The organism is Nitrosospira multiformis (assembly GCF_900110185.1).
GTDB lineage: Bacteria > Pseudomonadota > Gammaproteobacteria > Burkholderiales > Nitrosomonadaceae > Nitrosospira > Nitrosospira multiformis_A.
Genome location: NZ_FOCT01000006.1, coordinates 102,924 through 122,210 on the forward strand (window position 1 = coordinate 102,924; position 19,287 = coordinate 122,210).

20 protein-coding genes are annotated in these 19,287 nt (G+C 52.3%); 11 read left to right on the forward strand and 9 right to left on the reverse strand.

All coding sequences use genetic code 11. From position 1 onward, the window contains the following. Window positions 1–41: 41 nt before the first annotated feature. Window positions 42–1,328 (forward strand): hypothetical protein, encoded by a 1,287-nt coding sequence (locus BMY01_RS08465; RefSeq protein WP_139176820.1) that lies wholly within the window; start codon window positions 42–44, stop codon window positions 1,326–1,328. An 89-nt stretch (window positions 1,329–1,417) separates the two neighbouring features. On the opposite strand, the gene BMY01_RS08470 is transcribed toward BMY01_RS08465, so the two are convergent. Then, a complete protein-coding gene (locus BMY01_RS08470; protein WP_074746190.1) occupies window positions 1,418–1,930 on the reverse strand; it encodes a hypothetical protein in 513 nt (170 codons plus the stop codon). Beyond that, window positions 1,917–2,648 carry a polysaccharide deacetylase family protein gene (locus BMY01_RS08475; protein WP_254772677.1) on the reverse strand — a complete coding sequence of 244 codons (732 nt, stop codon included), beginning with the start codon at window positions 2,646–2,648 and terminating at the stop codon, window positions 1,917–1,919. The genes BMY01_RS08470 and BMY01_RS08475 overlap by 14 nt, the downstream gene beginning before the upstream one ends. 106 nt (window positions 2,649–2,754) lie before the next feature. Here BMY01_RS08475 and BMY01_RS08480 point away from each other — a divergent pair, with 106 nt between their 5' ends. The 3 genes from BMY01_RS08480 to BMY01_RS08490 all read left to right on the forward strand — a co-directional run bounded on the left by BMY01_RS08480 (window position 2,755) and on the right by BMY01_RS08490 (window position 4,453). Beyond that, complete coding sequence (locus BMY01_RS08480; protein WP_074746192.1) at window positions 2,755–3,312, forward strand: NADPH-dependent FMN reductase; 558 nt, start codon at window positions 2,755–2,757, stop codon at window positions 3,310–3,312. Window positions 3,313–3,359: 47 nt separating this feature from the next. Beyond that, window positions 3,360–3,671 (forward strand): hypothetical protein, encoded by a 312-nt coding sequence (locus tag BMY01_RS08485; RefSeq protein WP_074746194.1) that lies wholly within the window; start codon window positions 3,360–3,362, stop codon window positions 3,669–3,671. Between the two features lie 320 nt (window positions 3,672–3,991). Beyond that, window positions 3,992–4,453, forward strand: coding sequence for a ferritin-like domain-containing protein (locus tag BMY01_RS08490; protein WP_074746196.1), 462 nt, complete (start codon window positions 3,992–3,994; stop codon window positions 4,451–4,453). A gap of 161 nt (window positions 4,454–4,614) precedes the next feature. Here BMY01_RS08490 and BMY01_RS08495 read toward each other — a convergent pair whose 3' ends face one another. Beyond that, a complete protein-coding gene (locus tag BMY01_RS08495; RefSeq protein WP_081353851.1) occupies window positions 4,615–6,015 on the reverse strand; it encodes an adhesin in 1,401 nt (466 codons plus the stop codon). A 348-nt stretch (window positions 6,016–6,363) separates the two neighbouring features. On the opposite strand from BMY01_RS08495, the gene BMY01_RS08505 reads away from it, so the two are divergent. Then, window positions 6,364–6,708: a hypothetical protein gene (locus BMY01_RS08505; RefSeq protein WP_074746200.1), complete on the forward strand. Its 345-nt coding sequence runs from the start codon at window positions 6,364–6,366 to the stop codon at window positions 6,706–6,708. Continuing rightward, the gene (locus BMY01_RS08510; protein WP_074746202.1) at window positions 6,709–7,119 is read left to right on the forward strand and encodes a hypothetical protein; all 411 of its coding nucleotides are present in this window, start codon (window positions 6,709–6,711) and stop codon (window positions 7,117–7,119) included. A 66-nt stretch (window positions 7,120–7,185) separates the two neighbouring features. Here BMY01_RS08510 and BMY01_RS08515 read toward each other — a convergent pair whose 3' ends face one another. Next, entirely contained in the window at window positions 7,186–7,644 is a 459-nt protein-coding gene (locus BMY01_RS08515) for an SRPBCC family protein (protein WP_074746204.1), read from the reverse strand. Between the two features lie 182 nt (window positions 7,645–7,826). On the opposite strand from BMY01_RS08515, the gene BMY01_RS08520 reads away from it, so the two are divergent. After that, on the forward strand, window positions 7,827–8,906 hold the full coding sequence (locus BMY01_RS08520; protein WP_074746206.1) for an alpha/beta fold hydrolase: 1,080 nt from the start codon (window positions 7,827–7,829) through the stop codon (window positions 8,904–8,906). 336 nt (window positions 8,907–9,242) lie between these two features. On the opposite strand, the gene BMY01_RS08525 is transcribed toward BMY01_RS08520, so the two are convergent. Together BMY01_RS08525 and BMY01_RS08530 are read right to left on the reverse strand one after the other, a co-directional pair. After that, window positions 9,243–9,596 (reverse strand): heavy metal-binding domain-containing protein, encoded by a 354-nt coding sequence (locus BMY01_RS08525; protein ID WP_175463230.1) that lies wholly within the window; start codon window positions 9,594–9,596, stop codon window positions 9,243–9,245. A 44-nt stretch (window positions 9,597–9,640) separates the two neighbouring features. Next, window positions 9,641–10,036 carry a hypothetical protein gene (locus tag BMY01_RS08530; protein ID WP_074746211.1) on the reverse strand — a complete coding sequence of 132 codons (396 nt, stop codon included), beginning with the start codon at window positions 10,034–10,036 and terminating at the stop codon, window positions 9,641–9,643. A 798-nt stretch (window positions 10,037–10,834) separates the two neighbouring features. On the opposite strand from BMY01_RS08530, the gene BMY01_RS08535 reads away from it, so the two are divergent. From BMY01_RS08535 to BMY01_RS08545, 3 genes are all read left to right on the forward strand, one after another. Further along, entirely contained in the window at window positions 10,835–11,638 is an 804-nt protein-coding gene (locus BMY01_RS08535) for a DNRLRE domain-containing protein (protein ID WP_074746213.1), read from the forward strand. 176 nt (window positions 11,639–11,814) lie between these two features. After that, window positions 11,815–12,897 (forward strand): tetratricopeptide repeat-containing protein, encoded by a 1,083-nt coding sequence (locus BMY01_RS08540; protein ID WP_074746215.1) that lies wholly within the window; start codon window positions 11,815–11,817, stop codon window positions 12,895–12,897. A gap of 245 nt (window positions 12,898–13,142) precedes the next feature. Next, window positions 13,143–13,664, forward strand: coding sequence for a hypothetical protein (locus BMY01_RS08545; RefSeq protein WP_074746217.1), 522 nt, complete (start codon window positions 13,143–13,145; stop codon window positions 13,662–13,664). 41 nt (window positions 13,665–13,705) lie between these two features. Here the strand turns inward: BMY01_RS08545 and BMY01_RS08550 are convergent, their stop codons facing one another. Continuing rightward, on the reverse strand, window positions 13,706–14,221 hold the full coding sequence (locus BMY01_RS08550) for a S1 RNA-binding domain-containing protein (RefSeq protein WP_439331398.1): 516 nt from the start codon (window positions 14,219–14,221) through the stop codon (window positions 13,706–13,708). Window positions 14,222–14,435: 214 nt separating this feature from the next. Here BMY01_RS08550 and BMY01_RS08555 point away from each other — a divergent pair, with 214 nt between their 5' ends. Continuing rightward, window positions 14,436–15,152, forward strand: a complete 717-nt coding sequence (locus tag BMY01_RS08555; RefSeq protein ID WP_074746221.1) for an Npun_F0296 family exosortase-dependent surface protein — start codon at window positions 14,436–14,438, stop codon at window positions 15,150–15,152. A 183-nt stretch (window positions 15,153–15,335) separates the two neighbouring features. Here the strand turns inward: BMY01_RS08555 and BMY01_RS08560 are convergent, their stop codons facing one another. Both BMY01_RS08560 and BMY01_RS08565 read right to left on the reverse strand, forming a co-directional pair. Further along, a complete protein-coding gene (locus tag BMY01_RS08560) occupies window positions 15,336–17,702 on the reverse strand; it encodes a Tex family protein (protein ID WP_074746223.1) in 2,367 nt (788 codons plus the stop codon). A gap of 401 nt (window positions 17,703–18,103) precedes the next feature. Continuing rightward, the gene (locus BMY01_RS08565; RefSeq protein WP_074746224.1) at window positions 18,104–19,177 is read right to left on the reverse strand and encodes a hypothetical protein; all 1,074 of its coding nucleotides are present in this window, start codon (window positions 19,175–19,177) and stop codon (window positions 18,104–18,106) included. Window positions 19,178–19,287 lie beyond the last annotated feature (110 nt).

Genomic DNA, 19,287 nt, shown 5'->3' on the forward strand with positions numbered 1-19,287 from the left:
AAAATAGAATCACTTTCGCGGGAGCAAAATGGGTTAACAATATGAATAACAGAAAACTCTTGCTTATCCTCGCTCTTCTTCTGCTCACGCCGTTAGTTCATGGGCAGGAGGCTGTTCCACCGTCCAGCATTGGCCAGAACCAAAGCATGAACGCCAATGCTAATCCGAAAGCGCAGCCTCAGCCTCAACTTCAATCTCAGCCACATCGCCAGCTCCTGCCTCAGACCCAGGCTCAACTGGCAGGAGGACAAGGGGAGCTTCCGCCCAATCCAGTTCCTGTAAAGTTCGAGGGGATCGTCGTTCAGGTTGACCCGCTGGCGGTCAAATCGGTTAGCGGGGATGTGCAGACATTTATTCCGTCGCGTCAGGAAGCGCCGGCCGGGCTCAGGGCTGACTGGCCCAATTCAGGCGACCTGGTTTTACTTACCTACGTACCGCGTGCGAGAGGTCATGCGCTCACTGATATCGAGATAGTGGGTAAAACCATTGTCGGCACAATCAAGGAAATCGCGGAGGATGACTCCTGGATCGTTGTACGCACGCAACTGCCGGAGAAACGAGAGTACGAGGTGAACATACCGCTCCAGGCAAGCACCGATTTCAAGCCTCTGGTGTCCGCCATGCGACAGGGCGATGGGATTAGGGCCACGTACGTACGCGAAGGTGGCATAAACTCATCCGATGAAACTGCTCTGGTTAGAATCAATCACGTCAGATCGCTCGAGTGGCAGAGCGAGCCCATCGGCCGCGCTGCCCGCTGGGCATCGCTACTCATTGCGATCTTTGTGCTTTTCATGCTTGCGTATATTTTCACCCGCGGACATCCCACTCACCTTTACCTCGGGCGTGATAATCGCTACAGCAGCTCCAAGTTCCAGACCTTCCTCTGGTTCTGGCTGGTCATCAGCGCCTATATCGCCATCGTATCTCATCGCATTGCAGCGGCCGGCTGGAGCTATGTAGGCGGCGTGGATATTCCGCCACACCTGCTCATCCTTTCCGGGATCAGCGTCCTGACATTTGCCGGAGCAAAAGCGATCACAACGGGCAAAGTGGATGAAAAACCTGACCTGAAACAGCCTGCCCCCGAACCCAAGGCTACCGATCTGATATGCGATGATAACAACAGGCCGGATCTCGGGGATTTCCAGATGGTGGCGATCACCATTCTCACGGTAATCATTTATGCCATATCCGCAGTCGAATTCATGGAAAACATCGAATTCCGCCGAGTGGTTACCATGCCGGATGTCGATGCCACGCTGCTTTCGATATTCGGCCTCGGACAGGCAGCCTATCTCGGCAAGAAAGCAGCCGGAGAGGGATAACTTCTGGATCGTCAGGCTCAAATCGGAACCAAACAGGCTCTTAAGAAACGGCTTTTTCCTTGTCCTCCTTTCCCCGGTTTTATCCCGATCTATCCCTTACTCCCCGTGGCAGGAGGTTTGAGTACGCATTCCCCCATATCGAAAGTGAGCTTGTCACCCCCGTAATTCCAGATGGCGGTAAAGGGTGCTTTCTTTTCATCTGCGCCACCCTCCATTTCGCTGGTTTTGATGGTCAGGGAGACGACAAGCGGTTTGTTTTTCGGATGAACGACGGGAATCAGTCTACCGATAGCAGTAATCGCGCCCCCTGCTTTCACGGTAAAAGCTTTGGTTTTGGCCGAGTAGCAGTTGGTCCAGAGGCAGGCGGACAACTCACCGGTTTTTGCATTATAAAGGAACGACTCCTGGTGCTGAAAATCCTCCGTTACCCGCTCGCACTGATCCGCCGTACATTCATACTTGACGCTCGTTCTGCAATCAAACTCTCCCTTTTGCTGGGCTAAAACTCCCGGAGAGAACAGCAACGATACCAACAGCGTCGGGTATGCAATCGGGGCAAGATGCCTGGTACAGGAATGGAAACAGCTATCACGGCTCAGCAATGGTAAATCCCCATCCCCGCAACCGGGATATAAAAGATGGCAGGTCTCTCGCGGTTCCGGCAAGTATATGCATGAGGACATTGAATGAAACCTTGCGAGGCATCTGGGTAAACTGCTCCTCGATGTAGGCTATCTTTTCCTCACCTAATCCCTGGGGGGCTTTCCAATCCTCCGTATCGATATCCCAGGTAACGATAGCGAGTGACAACTCCTCGGCTACCCGGACAAGCTCTGGATCGAGGTGACCACGAAAACCGCCTGCACCATAAGGCGGCCGGATTTTGGTAGGCCGGATCCCGCTGACTTCTTCGATAATATCCTGCGTTCGTTCAAGTTCGCGGCGCACCTCCTCCTCCGTCTCCTGGGCGAGATTTGGGTGGCTCCAGGAGTGATTCTGGATATCATGCCCTTGATCGACAATCATTCTTGCTGCCTCGGGAAATTGCCTGACTTCATCGCCAAGAACGTAAAACTCTGCCTTGATGTCATTTTCCCGCAGCGTTCCCAGAATGCTTTCCAGCGCACTTACAGGCCCCGGTCCATCGTCAAAAGAAAGGACTATCCGTTTTTCGTCACCGAGCATGTTTCCCCTCCTGATAATACTGATGGCTGCGTTGAATTCTTCAAGCTCCTTGTCTCGAGCGCTCGACGGGCGGAATTTTCCTGCTATATTATCGATATAGACGATATTTTCATGTCCTGCCCGTCTTTTAGCCATCAGACCTGAACCGTCGGCGCTCAATCAAACGTCATGATCTTCAGTCCGCACGGCTATAGGAGTGATCAAACCGGTCACATTACGATCTTTTATAAGGAGAGATGACATGGGCCAGTATCAAATTGCTGTAGTGGTGGGCAGTCTTCGCCGCGACTCATTCAACCGCAAACTGGCTGATGCCCTGATAAAGCTGGCTCCCCCGGAATTTACATTCAAGCACCTGAACATCGGCGACTTGCCGCTATATAACCAGGACGACGATGAAAATCAGGCCGAGTCGGTCAAACGGTTGAAGGGCGAAATCGCCGGAGCCCAAGGCCTGCTGTTCGTCACGCCTGAATATAACCGGTCCATGCCGGGCGTGCTCAAGAACGCACTCGATCATGCCTCCCGTCCGTATGGGCAGAATGCATGGGCAGGCAAACCGGGGGGAGTGATCGGCGCTTCCATTGGCTCTATTGGCACAGCCATCGCGCAGCAGCACTTGCGCAACTCCCTCGCTTACCTGGATGTTCCCACTCTGGGCCAGCCAGAAGCGTTTATACATGTAAAAGAAGGGCTGTTTGACAAGGATGGGAACATCGGCAATGAAGACAGCAGAAAATTCCTGGAGAACTGGATGAATCGTTATGTCGATTGGGTAAAAAGGCACGCCATGTCATAAATGACATGAGATAGCAGCGTCTTGATCAAGGATAACCGGAGAAGAACATGGACTCGGCATCCATCACCAACTCTAAGGACATTATCAATTCGAAGGATTTATTCACCCGCATCAACTGGCTCGAGCAGGAACTCAATTATCGGTGCTCCGATGAATACTCTGAAGAATTGAAGGCATTGCAAGTATTTGCCAAAAACGTTGATGCCGCTGCCTCCGTCTCAACCTACGACAAAGGATCGAACCTCATTCGCAACAGTTACTTCGAGGACTATAGAAAGGTGCTGGAAGGGAAGAATGCAAAAGCTGTGCGCCTCGCTCCGGTTGATTTCGACGGTGTGATTTACTGGCTGCAGCTGTAAGAACGAGGCTCGCATCTCTGCTCACCCTGTGAGCCTATCGAAGTGATTCAAAAAATCTCACCCTGGCTCTGTCAAAGAACGTAAATCCCTCGTCCCTCCTTTATGCAGACAAGACCCCTCTCTGGCCGAGAGAAGATCATTCCTGAGACCTGCGGGAGATTGAAGGATCCACTGGACTCAAACCCTTCGGCAGGTTCAGGACAGGCTTGCTGAACGGTATTCTGCTAAAGCCTAAATGTGTCTCAACGTACAGAACGACAGAAAGGATTTTTCTATTCTATTTTTAGATGCCATATTTAGACTTTCATCAGGAGATAAAAATGGATAACGAGCGAATTATAAGCATGTTGAACGGCCTCATCGAGATTTCGCGCGATGGCGCAGAAGGCTTCAGAACTTGCGCGGATGATATCGACGATCCCGAGTTGAAGATGTATCTTCGAAACCGGGCACAGAGCTGCGAGGAGGCGGTGCGTGATTTAAGTGTAGAGGTCAGGCGTTACGGCGGAGATCCCGATACAGGTGGCACCGCTACCGGGACATTGCACCGTATATGGGTTGATCTGAAAACGGCAATGACAAGCAATGATAATCTGGCCGTACTCGAAGAATGCGAGCGGGGCGAAGCTGCTGCCGTGATGGCCTATGACAACGCGCTCAGAGAAGAAATGCCACTCGACCTGCGGGCACTTCTCGACAGGCAATACGAAGGTGTTAAAAGAAACCATGATCGTGTCCGTCATCTGCGTGATGCGGCACGACATGGTATCAAAGCGGTTTGAAAACGCGGCTGACGTTTCTCACTTTTAACCTGCGAACGGTGGGTAAAGCACCTCTTACAGCTAAAGGGTAACCAGGGAAGCGCAGCGTCGTATGTTGATCGATCTCCCTGTTTTGTGGGACCTGACTATTATCCGGGAAACCGACCCTCTAGCGAGCCTCGCTATTTCGATACGCGGTATAGGGAAATCTTGCTTTTATCCTGTTTTTCCAGGGTAGCCGTGTTGCCATCGGCATTCAGGTTAAAGGAGTTCGCACCAGTTTCCGAAAAGCCGGCACACCCGTTGGTGTCATAGGTAAACCCTTTGATGCTCAAGGCCTTGCTCCCGGCATCGTACGTGTACGAGGCGAACTCGACACCGGGCCCGCAATTTTCGGCGTGCTCCGCATTGCCGATCGGATCAACCATCATGAACTTTCCATTGGAAAAGAAAAAGTAAGTCTGGGTCTTGATATTCGCCTGGTCTGCCGCCCACGCCCCAACGATGCCTTTCGGCTCATTTTCCATCGCGGAATAGCGGCTTTCCTTGATCTCCGTCTTGATCGGCTCCTTATCCGAACTGATCTCCAGGGTTCCCGCGATGTGGAAAAGCTCTCCAAACAGACTTGCCTGTTTCTTCTCTCTTTGAACAGTCACGATGTCCGAATTAATCAAGTCGGAACCGTCCGTGCGTACTCGCACTGTTGCCCGGGGATTGGATAAACCAGCCTGGAGGTTGGTATCGATTACCGGTTTGCTCACGAATTTGAATCCCCTGGTATCAAATTCTGATACACCTGCCACACCGTACTCCACGCCCGCCTTGCTGACCAGTTTGCCGCCACAAACGCGGTTGGCATCACAGGAATCGTCCGGTGTGGCTTCACCGTTCAGGTACTCGCCCCCTCCGCTGGTGGAAATACGGATTACAGAGGCGGACGTATCATCATGCTTGACCCAGATGCTGGAGCTCAGCATGGGAATGCCTTGTGAAAGGAAATGTGCCCTCGCCTGATCCGCCGTCTTCACAGCACCACTCACGCCTCCCGCCTCCCTGGCCTTCTGCAATTCAGCAGAAGCTGCGAAGGCAGCCGGATCGCTATCCAGATTGATGGAAGTCGCGACAGCGGCCGCGGCACTGGGAGGAATGGAGATACCATTATCGGGATTGCCGTCGATATCGAGCGATTGCAGCAGAATAAGCAGGTTTTGCAGTTTATTCGTGCTTTCTCCCGCCAATTCCATGGGAGTGATGATACCTGCTCCCTTCACTTTCCCCAGAGCCAGCCCCCCCAGCTTGAACTCCACGGTATCGCCATGGCTGTATTTGAAGATTCCGTTTTCATCCGTATTGGCGGCTGCACCCGATGACGCGGCATAACCTACACCACTTACCGCGGTGTCCAGCAGCCTGCCAGTAGTCGGGCCTGTTCCGGTTTTCCCCCCACCGCCATTGCCGCCGCCTGTTGCCGGTCCGCTTCCATTACCGCATGCGGCGACGCTCAACGCCAATGCAAGCGGCATGAGATGAGCCCAGGAAATGGCCCTTTTATTCTGATTGAACTCCATCTTCGATTGATCCATTCGATTTGAACAAACGCGCTATCATATCAAACTATAACGCGACAATAGCGAAAACATCGGCCCTTTTCTTCCCTGCTTGCGCGTATAAACCACACGGGATGCGGAAAGGAAAATCGGCCTCCGGCAACTGGCCCGGTTCAGTTCCCGTCGACTCCTTCAGAATGCAGATAACAGCCTTGTTCCATTTCCCATGAGCCAGAGATGAGGCGAAGCTGTTGTATAATTTCGGATGGTAGAATCCGGAAGACTTGCCATACCAGGTTTTGCAATCTGCCGAGTGACATTGACTCAGTCGCTTCTTCAGGTCCTGTACCAAATATTGATAACAACATTTCAAGGAGAATGATTATGCGCAAATTCCAAGCCATTGCAGCTTCACTTGCTTTCACTTGCTCCATTCCGCTGGCACTTGCCGCCGAAGGAACCGTTGCAATTTCTTCACCTACGGAAGGTGCCAAATTCAGCCCGAAGACGGACATCGAGCTGGTCTATGACATCTCGCTGGGAGACAAGGGCGACCACACCCATCTCTATATCGATGAAAAGGAAATCTTGACGCTGCGTAATCTGAAAGGAAGCCAGTCTCTGGGAACGCTTGCAGCGGGAAAACACGAAATATGCGTCAAGGTGGTAAACAAGGCGCATACCCCCATTGGCCCACAAAAGTGCGTCAACGTCAACGTAGAAGCGTAGGTGTTTGAAAATCTCAACTACGCCCTGGTGCAGCTGGCGCATAATTTTGGCGCCGCTGCCGTGGTGGGTTTTCCGGTCCTTGCGTTATACGTCTTAGGGCAGACAACCTCTGCGCACCGCAAGTTTGCATGGATAGTCGGGTTGAGTTGGGCGGTTCAAGCGCTGAGCGGCGCGGGATTCGGTGCAGTGAGTTACTACTATTACCAGGTATTCCCCGATCTGCACGGCGTCGCCTTTGCGGCATTGCTGATCAAGATCCTCTGCGCCGTGGGCGGAATCTTCATCGCGGCGAAGTACATACGCGAATCCACCACGTGGACCTCCAAACAGCGCCGTAATGCCTGGAGACTGCTCAGCCTGCTAGGTGTAATGGCGCTGACTGCTGCGGCATTCCTGCGCTGGTACGCGTGAAACCCATGAGGTCCATCAAACGCATGGAGTCAGAGTGATTGGTCTAACGCTTGGTCAGCTCTCTTTCTATTGATCAATCGACTCTGACCGCCGGGACTCGCTCGTGAACTCCGCTGCGAGATCGGCGAGAAGCGAACGATACACCCTGTTCATGTATTCCACTGCTTCTGTGTTTGCGGATTCCCATGACCCGGACCACTCCACGAAGGTCGTGTCATCGGTCGTCACCGGGAGCAGATGCAGGTTGCCCACATAATTGCAAATCTCTCCTGATGAAACCGGGGAAGGCCCTTCGTCCATGGAATACATCATCCGACGCTCGATCTCGCTGTAAGCAATCAGCGTATCGAGGAATTCCCCGTTTAACAGTCGTCTCGCCCCCACCGAATATCCACCGCCCTCGCCCACCTTTTCGCATGACTTGATCAGCGAAGGTGCCCAGGAGAAGTCGTGGAAGTTCCGTATTCTGGACCAGACCTGCTCGATTGGACCATCGACGACAATGGAGTTGTATACTTTTGGCATGGTTATCCTCCTCTTGTTTTTTTGCCCGGATCTGGCGGGTTTGTCATCCGCTTTTTCGGGCAGATTTCACCCGGCTGAGCACCGGTCGTTTTTAAGCTAACATATCTTTTTAAGCTAACATATCTTTTTAAGCTAACATACCACATCATATCCACGGAACAATGTCCTGAGCAGAGACATCGGTGCCGAGCTCCGCTTTTCTTCGTCATACTGCTGCCACAGTGTTGCTCCTCCTATGCAGCGGCTGCGTCCATACCGTGCCATTCCGGGATGCAACCGGAAGTATCATTCCCGGCAGTATCGCCAGCATGGAAACGATTATCATCGGCGGCATTCCTCAAAGCATCTGGTTTCGCGGAATATCCACCTCCAATCCTCCCCTGATTCTCCTGCATGGCGGGCCGGGCGCCAGCGAGTCGGCGCTCTTTCGCCATTATAATTCCCTGCTCGAACAGCATTTCACCGTGGTGTATTGGGAGCAGCGAGGAACGGGTCGATCATTCCATTCCGATATACCTCCTGAATCGATGTCCATTGCACAGTTCGTGCGCGATCTGGATGAGGTCGTGGAATACGTAAGGCATCGGTTCCACAAGAAAAAAGTCGTATTGGTGGGTCACTCGTGGGGTACCGTGCCCGGGATAATCCATGCTTCGCAGCATCCCGAAAAAGTCTCCGCTTATGTGGGCATTGCCCAGGTGGCCGATGTGCCGGAAGGTCGCCGCTTATCCTACAGTTTTGCCCTGTCCGAAGCGAAAAACAGGGGAAATGCCAAGGCTGTTTCGGAGCTGGAAGCCATTGGCCCACCACCCTACGCCTCTATCGATGAAAGGTTGACAACTGCCAGATGGGTGGAACGGTTCGGCGGCATATTCCATACCCATCTGTCGACAGGTAAGCTGATATGGACAGCACTCAATACCGATGAGGCGAATCTGATTGACCTTATCAGGTTTGGTCAGGGCAATCGCTTTTCTCTCGTGCAGTTGGAGAATGAAATCTCCCGCCTCAATCTGAGCGAACACTACCGCTCATTCAAGGTACCGATGTTCTTCCTGCTTGGGCGTTATGACAAGCATGTTCCTGCCGTCCTGGCAGAGCGATATTTCGAAACCATCGAGGCACCCTGCAAGCGGATGGTGTGGTTTGAGAACTCAGCGCATAACCCGCCCTTCGAGGAACCGGCAGGGTTCAACCAAATATTGATAGATGAAGTGTTGCCGGTTGTTAGCTCGTGCAATTGCTCGGGGATCTGCGGTTAGTCCTTCAACGTCCCCAGCAGAAGATGATTTTGCGACAAATCCTGGATGAATCACAAATCCACACAGGCGGACTGGGACTGATCCGCAATACGCCGCTGAGATCATCACCAGCGGCCAAGCAGATTTTGTTTTTATCTGCCGAGAGTTACTGCGGGAACCTTACTGGACCCTCAAGCGCACCTGCGTTAGGGATAGAGCCAGAAATGGCCCGTCCAGTATGGTTATGCTGTTAAGCGGCGGGCAAAATAGATATGCAGGGATTATAAAAATCGAGCCCGGCTCAGCTACCGGATTTCCTTCCCTATCTGATCCAACTTGGGCTCAGTTACTTGATCCCTATTCGGTGTAACGAATACCTATCGCCGTTACATGATATATCCTGGTTTCTCCAACCATGGAGGAATGTTCTCTAATATCAACGATGGCATCCGCACCCGATAGGCGAGCTTGTTTTTTCAACTCTTGTAGAGCATCATCAAGAGATGATCCGACAAAGTGCGTTTTTTCCAGATGAACATCCAGGCGCGAGATTCTCACGAATAACCTCTGAGGTGCGTCATGAAAAACCTGGATATCGTATCCTTCCGGTTTAGGGGGATACGAGCTTCCAAGCATTGAATAACGGCTTTGTGTGGTTGCACACGACGCTAAAATCAGCACTGTCAAACACAACGTTAAAATTCTGTCCATGATATCCATATATGCTGGTTCCCTGAAGGCGCCTCTTCCGCTCGCTATTTGGCGAGCGACTTCCTCATTTCATTGAGAATCTCTGTATCCCAATTCTTTTGTCCGACGATGCCGACAAGAGACCTGGCTGTATCAACCTTGACCTTGGTCTTGTCCTGCCCTTGCTCCGTTAACCAGACGCCCGCGGTTTCACCTCCCGAGCCGACAAAAAATCCAACCTTGCGAGGACGGAAACCCTCAACATACGCAGGTTCCTGTTTTGTGACGTCAAAGCCAGTCACAACAAGGGCGTCTACGGCAGCCTTCTGCACTTTCTCGATGGGTTGTTGGAAAACCGTTTGAGGCGCGCCCTCACTGGCTACTGGCGTTGAGGCGCATCCAGCAATCAAGGTTGAAACAATAACCAGTAATATCGTTTGACCAAAAAGACTGATTTTCATAAGTTATAAGTTGTATTCCCTCTTGCGATTAGCGTGAGCGCTCCTCACGGCTAAACCGTGATCAGGCGACTGCTCGCGCTCGAACATCTATTAATGGTAACGGCAGGCAAATAATGCCAGCAAATCTATTGAAGAGCAAGAGCTTGAGAATAGTGGGATCAGGTAATTGAGGCAAATGTTGTTCCCCTTTGTTCGCTCATGGGCTGTGTGCCTCTAGTGCGCAAAGGCACGCTACGCGTCTGTCCACTTCCCCCGCTTTACCGAAATGATCCTTTGAGTAGGGTTTCGCAAGGTGTAGTGGTTGAGCTAAACGTTGGGGTGACCTGCACGGAGGGATTTTTAAGATGACCATAGATAGGTCTGTTATAAAAATCGAATCCTCCCCGCTATCCACATTTCTTTCCCTCTTTCTCTTTAATCCAAGCCTCCATTGATAGCTCCACCCGGTACAGGCTCGCACATTCCATACCTTTGGCTTCCCCTGACGGATATTCGAACTACGCATCCTGCTACTTAATGAAAAGAAAAAAGAAACTGCGACCTGAAGCGACTACTGTTTCCTCGTATTTTTCTTAGTTTTCTTGTAGTTTTCGGGATGAGGGCTATATTTAACAACAGCAGTCTGCCACTCAGCGAGATTGCGCGTCGTCCTTCCTAAACTACCGCTTGGAGGTATTCATGTTCCTCGAAATTACCTTAAACTCGACTGGGTCCCCTTCTATTACCGCAAATTCAAGCAGTTGCCAAAGAGGGGATAAGCTGCACTTTCTGTGTAGCGGAACGATCATACTAGGCCTGATGGTAAGTGCTGCTTCGGTTCATGCGGATACCGTCAGTATCAATGCCTTTAAGGATGCCACCATCTTCGGAACCTCAGCCGGCGTTGATACTGGAAATGCCAGTGGCATGGGGCCGGGTCTCTTTACGGGAGCCGATGGCCAGCTAAACATCAAGCGCTCTCTGCTCCAGTTCGACTTGGGGGGGGCAGGCATTCCAGCCGGTTCCACGATCGACAATGTAACCTTGAGTTTGTCCCTAGGGCAAGTTGGCGGCGGAGGTGGCGGAGTACCTCAAACCATTCGGCTATTTGATGTGGCCCAGAGTTGGAGCGAAGGCAGCAGCGGTAGCCCGACCAGCAGCAGTCTTTCCGGCACTGGGCAGGGTTTCCCCAGAGGAAACGGGGATGCAACCTGGGATTACTCCAATTTCAACACCGATCCGGCAATGGCTGGCAAATGGCAAAGTGGAGGCACCGACCTTCACGGAGGGAATTTTTCACCTACTGAAAGTGCATCCGCATCGTTCAGTACATTTACCCCTGGATCAACCTTCACCTGGAGTTCAGCCGGAATGGCTGCAGATGTGCAGGACTGGCTGGATAATCCCTCTAACAATAATGGTTGGTTGCTAAAAAATGATGAAGAAGGCATTCGGCAATCGCTCCTTGGCTTCTGGTCCAAAGATGGCGCGGCAGCAGTTGGCGATGCAGCTCTAGCGCCAAAACTGGATATCGTTTACACAATACCGGAACCCGAAGTCTATGCAATGTTTCTGGCAGGACTCGGCCTGCTGGGATGGCGGATGCGCCGGTTAAAGAAATGATTCAGCTACGCCCGCTTCAGCGGGCTTTTTATTGCCCCCTTTCAATCTATTGATTTGCGCGGCGCTTGTGTCGGGAAAAATGTTTCAATCGTAAGGATGGTATTGGTTTAACATTTCATTTACTCTTTCTTAGCCCCTTAACCTGATGCCTGCCGCTAGATACAAGAGGAAACCGAATGAAAACGCTCTCGACCGCTTTCTTTTTAGCTCTCGTGCTCGGCATAACTCAAATTGCTTATGCGCAGCAGACAAAGTGGCGGACATTCAGTGAAGAGGCAATATCACTTTACAAGAAGGGCGAGTATGACAAGGCGGTAGCTGCCGTCAAGAAATCGCTCGCGGTTGCGGAAAAAGAATATGGCCCTGACCATCCCGATACTGCGACCAGCCTGAACAATCTTGCGGAACTGTACCGTGATCACAAAAAGTTTGCCCAGGCGGAGCCACTTTATAAGCGTGCTGCGGCAATTCGGGAAAAGCACTTTGGACCAAACCATTCCCTGGTTGCAAGGACTCTGAATGGACAGGCTGAACTCTACCGCGCCCAGGACCGTTTCGGTGACGCCGAGCCGCTTTACAAGCGGGCGCTAGCCATCAGGGAAAAATCCCATCGCCCTGATCATCCGGATATAGCCCAGACGCTGAACAATCTCGCGGAACTGTATTGCGTTCAGGAGCAGTACACTTCGGCCAAAACGCTCTATGAACGCTTGCTTCCGATACGGGAAAAAGCGCTCGGTTCCGACCACCCTGGTTTGGCAGCGGCTCTGCACAATCTCGCCTTGATCCACCAGAACGAAGGCAGATACGCACAGGCGGAACCGCTCTACAAGCGCGTGCTGGCTATCCGGGAGAAGGCATTGGGCCTCAATAATCCGGGGGTGGCCCAGGATTTGAGCATTCTTGCGGAACTTTATCGCACCCAAGGCCGCTATCCACTGGCACAACCCCTTTATGAACGTTCACTGGCAATCTTTGAAAAAACTGCCGGAAAGCATCATCTTGATGTTGCCACCATCCTGAACAACCTCGCGTTCATCCACCACAAGCAGGGGCAATATGCACAGGCAGAACCGCTTTATAAGCGGGCCCTGGCAATCTGCGAAAAGTCTCTCGGCATGGACCACCCTACCTCGCGGATAACCCGGGATAATCTTGCCGGACTTCGTGTCGCCATGGATCGGCTCAACCCAGATGGCGAACCGGAACGGCAGGTAGCGCGGTTCCAGTGGTTCAGCAACATAATGGGCCGTCCGTGAGCTTAATCCACAAGCAAACAGAAAAATAAAGATTTCGGATTCCTGGGGTTCTTGCCTTATTTTCTCCAGCACGAGCATATTCTATTTCTGATGGCATAGGCAGTGCACGGGAATTAATAAGACCAGAATCGATAGACGGTTGAGGAGCAGCTAGCTATTCGGATCTAAGAGCCCTACCCAGTATTTCGACCTATCTCCCCTCCCTGAAAACAACACCGGTTGCCAAAATCGAGTATTAGCATCTTATGGACAACATGCGCTTTGAACGCTGGATACGAGCAAGCCATGCCTTGGCAACCGTTGAGCCCTTTATGACCCTTACTGTTCAAGGCCTCGGAAAAATCGACTCGGAACTTTTTCAGAAAGATCAACAGTACCGCAAGCTGTGTATTGATAGTAATATGGGTGTCCAAGAAGCGACAAATTTCACTGATTTCTTCACTTTGTCTTATCTCTGGGTACTTGGTGCCTATGAAGTGGTTCGTACAATCACGCAGCGCTTCAAGCAGACAGATGGTCCAACCGCGCCACGCTATATAAAGAGTCAAGAACTCAAAAAATTATTTGAGCGCGTCCGAATTCCCCTCGCCAAGTTTGAACCATCGGAGCGTTATAAGAAAATAGACTCTAAAGTTGCATACCCTAGCCTGACATTCGAACACGGAATTGCTTGGCAGGTTTCAGAGAAAGACTTCATATCCCGTGGCGAGCTATCCGAAGCATTTATTAAATTCATGGAGTGGTTGCGAAATGACTATCACACTTAACCATTTCGTGTTTCAACAAAAAGTTGCTCTATTCATCTCACTTAACCCTTCAATCTCGCAAACACAGCCGCCATCGCGGTATTGGGCGTAGACTCTCGCTTCTGCTGGGGCTTGGCTGAGCGGTCCTTCCTATCCCTTGGCTGCTCACGCTTGCCGGTCCCTCGCGCCTCCTGTGCTTGTGGTACTGGTGCATCTGTCAGTCTCATGGTCAGCGCAATGCGCTTGCGCTTTTCATCGACTTCCAGCACCTTGACCTTGACCACCTGCCCCACTTTGCCTACCGTGTGCGGGTCTTCCACAAACTTGTTAGCCAATGCGGAGATGTGCACCAGCCCATCCTGATGTACGCCGATATCAATGAACGCACCCAAGGCAGCGACATTGATTACCACGCCTTCCTTGAACGCCACAGTGCTGAATTCCGGCTGGCGGTCGCACTCCGGCTTTTCCAGCTCTCTCACGATGTCGGTTACCGTGAGCAGGCCAAACTGCTCATTCGCGCACTTTACCGGATTCAGTGACTTCAATAATTTGTTGTTGCCGACCAATCCTTCCACAGGGATGGGGTTTCGTTTCTGAAGGAGATTGTTGTTTCCCTTTGATGTCGAAAGACTTTTCAGGTGATCGAATGAAGAAAGAAGCTCATCTGCCAAGCAGTTGAAAACATAGTCTTTTAAAAATAGGCATGATTTTTGCTCCTCATATAGAGCTGTGAGGCCATATCAAGCAGCTCATTTATATTCGTAATGAACATACAAGAAGGAGCAAAAAATGCCCAAAAAAAAAGCCATGTTCTATGTAGCGACAGGGGTTTTTCTCGCTACCACGACCCTAACCTCTTCCATTAGCGTTGCTGCTCTTATCAGCGCTTCCGTCGGGGGAATTCCTATCAGTGATGCAGTTTATGAAAATTTCAATAACCTCTCCTCCTCAGGAGGCCTTTCCAGTAAGGGTATTTACGTTACGTTCAATGGGATAGATTCGGGTACGGCAGCCCTTCCAGATGTTTCTGGAAAATACGCGGCCCCTTACGTAATCAGTGCTAGCGATCATCTGTTTAATGATATCCCTCAGGAAGACGGACCAGATCGTTCACAATATCTTGCCACTGGTATCGGATCAGTTACGCTCGACCTAAACGCATATCATCAATACTTTGGCCTTCTGTGGGGATCAGTGGATAGCTACAACATCTTGTCTTTCTACGACGGCAGTACCCTCCTTTTCAACTTCACCGGCCTTGATGTCACCCGTCTGCCAAATGGCGACCAGGGGGTAAACGGCACTTTTTATGTAAACATTACTTCGGATGTCAAGTTTAACAAGGTGATAGCCTCAAGCTCGCAATATTCCTTTGAATTCGATAACGTGGCCTTGGTTGACGTCGGAACTTCAAGCCAGGAGATTCAGGAGATTCCCGAACCAGGGACACTGGCTCTTCTAGGGCTTGGTCTTTTGGCAGGTTCCATTACTCGTTACAAGGAATGAGACTGATCTCCTCTTCGTAAGAAACGCTCTCCTAACCTCCCTTCCCACTGTCAGGGCGGCTGCTGGTGGAAAGGGATTGGACTGCATGCTGCCTTTCCGGACAAGATGTTTTCCTTGCCTGAGGAGGCAGTTCCAGTAGAGGAGCGAGCACGCCGTATTCAAATAAGAGCGTCAAAATCTCATTTAACCCTTCAACCTTGCAAACGCCGCAGCCATCGCCGTATCCGGCCTAGAATCCTGTTTCTGCTGAGGCCTGGCTAAGCGGTCCTTCCTATCCCTTGGCTGCTCACGCTTGCCGGCCCCTCGCGCCTCCTGTGTTTGTGGTGCTGGCGCATCTGTCAGTCTCATGGTCAGCGCAATGCGCTTGCGCTTTTCATCGACTTCCAGCACCTTGACCTTGACCACCTGCCCCACCTTGACGACCGTGTGCGGGTCTTTGACGAATTTGTCAGCGAGCGCGGAGATGTGCACCAGTCCATCCTGATGCACTCCGATATCGACGAATGCGCCAAAGGCGGCCACATTAGTGACCACGCCTTCCAGCAGCATTCCCGGCTGCAGATCGGAAATCTCGTTCACGCCTTCCTTGAATGCGGCGGTGATGAATTCCGGCCGGGGATCACGCCCCGGCTTTTCCAGCTCCTTCACGATGTCGGTCACGGTCGGCACGCCGAATCGATCATCCGCATACCTCGCGGGATTGAGCGACTTCAATAATTTGTTATTGCCGATGATCGACCTGATTTCCTGCTTCAGGTCGGAAAGGATTCTTTGCACGACGGGATACGACTCGGGATGCACTGCCGAGGCATCAAGCGGGTTCTCGCCATGCATCACACGCAGGAAGCCTGCCGCCTGCTCGAAGGTTTTCTCACCCAAACGCGGAACCTGGTGCAGAGCTTCACGCGAGGTGAACATTCCGTTTGCCTCACGATGGACAACGATGCTTTGCGCGACAGCGGCGTTAAGCCCCGAAACACGTTCGAGCAACGGCGCGGAGGCCGTGTTGACATCCACGCCTACCGCGTTCACACAGTCTTCGACCACGGCATCGAGCGAGCGCGCGAGCTGGGTTTGCCCGACATCATGCTGGTATTGACCTACGCCAATCGATTTCGGATCGACTTTGACCAGTTCCGCCAGCGGGTCCTGCAGGCGGCGCGCAATGGAAACCGCTCCTCTCAGCGACACATCCATATCGGGGAATTCCCTGGATGCCAGATCGGAGGCGGAATAAACCGAAGCTCCCGCTTCCGAAACCACGATAGAGGTGAGCTTGAGATCGGGGCGACGCTTGATCAGGTCTTTTGCCAGCTTGTCGGTCTCGCGCGAAGCGGTGCCATTGCCTATCGCTATCAGCGATACCCGATATCTTTCCGCAAGCGCGCCGAGAACATGAAGCGACCCATCCCAATCATTCCTGGGCTGATGTGGATAAACGGTGGCCGTTTCCATGACCCGCCCTGTCGCATCCACCACTGCGACCTTCACCCCGGTGCGCAAGCCGGGGTCGAGGCCAATTGTCACGCGAGGCCCGGCGGGGGCGGCCATGAGCAGGGCTTTCAGGTTGCGCGCAAAGACCTGGATTGCTTCGGTCTCCGCCCGCATGCGCAACGTGCCCATAAGATCGATTTCCAGATGTGGAAAGCTCTTCACCCGCCAGGTCCAGCGCACCGTATCCATCAGCCACGCATCGGCAGGCCGCCCTTTGTCCGCAATGCCGAACCGGACAGCTATGCGCGCCTCGCACGGGTTGTGCGGTGCATCCCATTTCGGTTTCTCCGCCTCCGAATCCAGACGCAGGGCAACGCGTAAAACTTCTTCACGTCGCCCCCGAAAAAGCGCCAGCGCCCGGTGTGAAGGAATAGAGCTGAGCGGTTCGGAGTAATCGAAATAATCGGAATATTTCGCGCCCTCCTCTTCCTTGCCACCATTCTTGTCGCTCGCGACTTTCGACTCCACCACCCCATGGTCCAGCAGATACTCGCGCAGCCACTGAAGCAACTCGGCATCTTCTGCGAAACGTTCCATCAGTATCTGGCGTGCTCCCTCGAGCGCAGCTTTCACATCCGGTACCCCGGGATTATCCCCCTGCTCGGTGGTGAAGGCCGGCTTCAAGTACTTGACGGCCTCTTCCTCGGGTTGCAGCATCGGGTCGGCAAGCAGCGCATCCGCCAGTGGCTCCAGCCCCGCTTCCAGCGCGATCTGCGCCTTGGTGCGCCGCTTTTTCTTGAAGGGGAGATACAGATCTTCCAGCCGTGTCTTATCCTCGGCCTGCAGGATGGAAGCAAGCAGCGCGGGCGTCATTTTCCCCTGCTCTTCTATCGATGCGATGATCACGGCACGCCTGTCTTCCAGTTCACGTAGATAACCCAACCGTTCTTCCAGCAGGCGCAACTGCGTATCGTCCAGCCCGCCTGTCACCTCCTTGCGGTAACGTGCAATAAAGGGCACGGTGGCACCTTCATCCAGCAAGGCAATGGCAGCGGTAACCTGTACAGGCTTCGCGCCGAGTTCAAGGGAAAGACGTTGTTCAATGGATGGCAGCATGATGGGCAGAGTGGAAAGATGAACTGAGCCAGAGGAATCTGCGGTTAATGGCAGTAACATCTGGCGGCGAAGTTATCGGAATTCTTGGGGCTTTTACACAGATTGGCTGAAAAGTGAAACGAAGTCAGCCTTTAGGGATTCTCGGGAGATCTTATGATAGCAGGTGCTTTTGCTTCATAAATTAGGGTCATTGCGTTATCGAAGCTCGGTTTGCACGAGTTTTTACTTATCTAAGGGAAAGTAATGCAGAGTATGACATGATTCCAGTAAGCATTCCGTGAGAGAACGTAGTCTAGCAGAAAATGGTAATCTCCTGTCTGCTTGACGGAACGGATGAGATCACTCCGTAGCGGCATAAGGAAGCTGATTGATCAAATAAACCACCCGATATTTGTTCAACCTCACCGCTTGGCCGTTTTCAAGCGCATGAAATGCTGATCCATTGCCTGCGATACGATAGCAGTCTTGGTGGCGATATTAAGCCGAAAGAATTGCTTCAGCCGCCTCAAAAACTGTAACGCGACGCGCTTTTCGGACGATTGCGGCTTGAGCGCAACGACAACGTCAGGAGAAAAATTCCGGAGTGCCCGGCTGCTCTCGGCATTTGGTACGTCAGTGATTTCATGAAGCGGCACGTTCGCCAGATGGAATGCATGGAGAATTGTAATGATTCCTGTTGCACCTGGGCTCACTGAAGCCACGTTCTTCCCGCCATCTGCGTTTGCGAAAGTAATGGCAAGCCATATCTTGCGTTCCATGCTGGTCAAGGCGGCAATTTGTGCTTCTGCAAGCGCCTCCGCATCCGGGTCGCCTGCTCCGCCAGCATCGTTGAAAAATTCGTCCGCCACCGCGCGGACAAGCATGACATGGGCAAGACCGACACGCGCGAAATAAAAACCCATCAGCCGTTCCTGCGCAATTTCGGCAGCAGAGCTCTTGACTCTTGAGCGCTTCATCTCCTTGACCCACTGCTCCGGGACAAGCTCGGCATCCAGATACATCTGCCGGTTGCTGAACAAATTGTCGAGACCGCCTTCTGCAAAAGAATCGATAATACGTCCTGCCCTCGCCGGCCGAGCCAGGCCACCGGACTCGCGCAGGGCAATCGAAAGACCAAGGGTTCGGTCTATCAGCCGTGATCCCGGCAGCGCCAGCATCTCGTCCAGCTCATCGAGCCACGGTGGCAATTTTTGCGACGCTGCCATCGCACTGCTTACCGCTTCCCGCATCGGCTTGAAATGGCCGAAAGCGTTTGTGCGAGCGTATGTTGATAGCTTCTTTATTGTGAGCTTCCCTGCGAACTCGGGACTGGAGGTTTCATGGTCCTCGAAAATCGCAGGCAGGTTGACAGTCTCTTTGCCTATGGTTGTCACTTCATCAATAAACTTCCGCTCATCGGGTGGCAATGTCGAAAACAACAGGACAATGCCTTTTGATTCATCAGGAACGGACTGGACTGGAGCAGGAGCAGCCATCAGGAATTTGCACCGCCTTTTGTATGAGACCGCAATGCGAGAATTCGTCCAATATATGGAACTGTCAACTTCGGCATGCCTTTGTCCGTTGATCGAATGCCTGTCGCGCC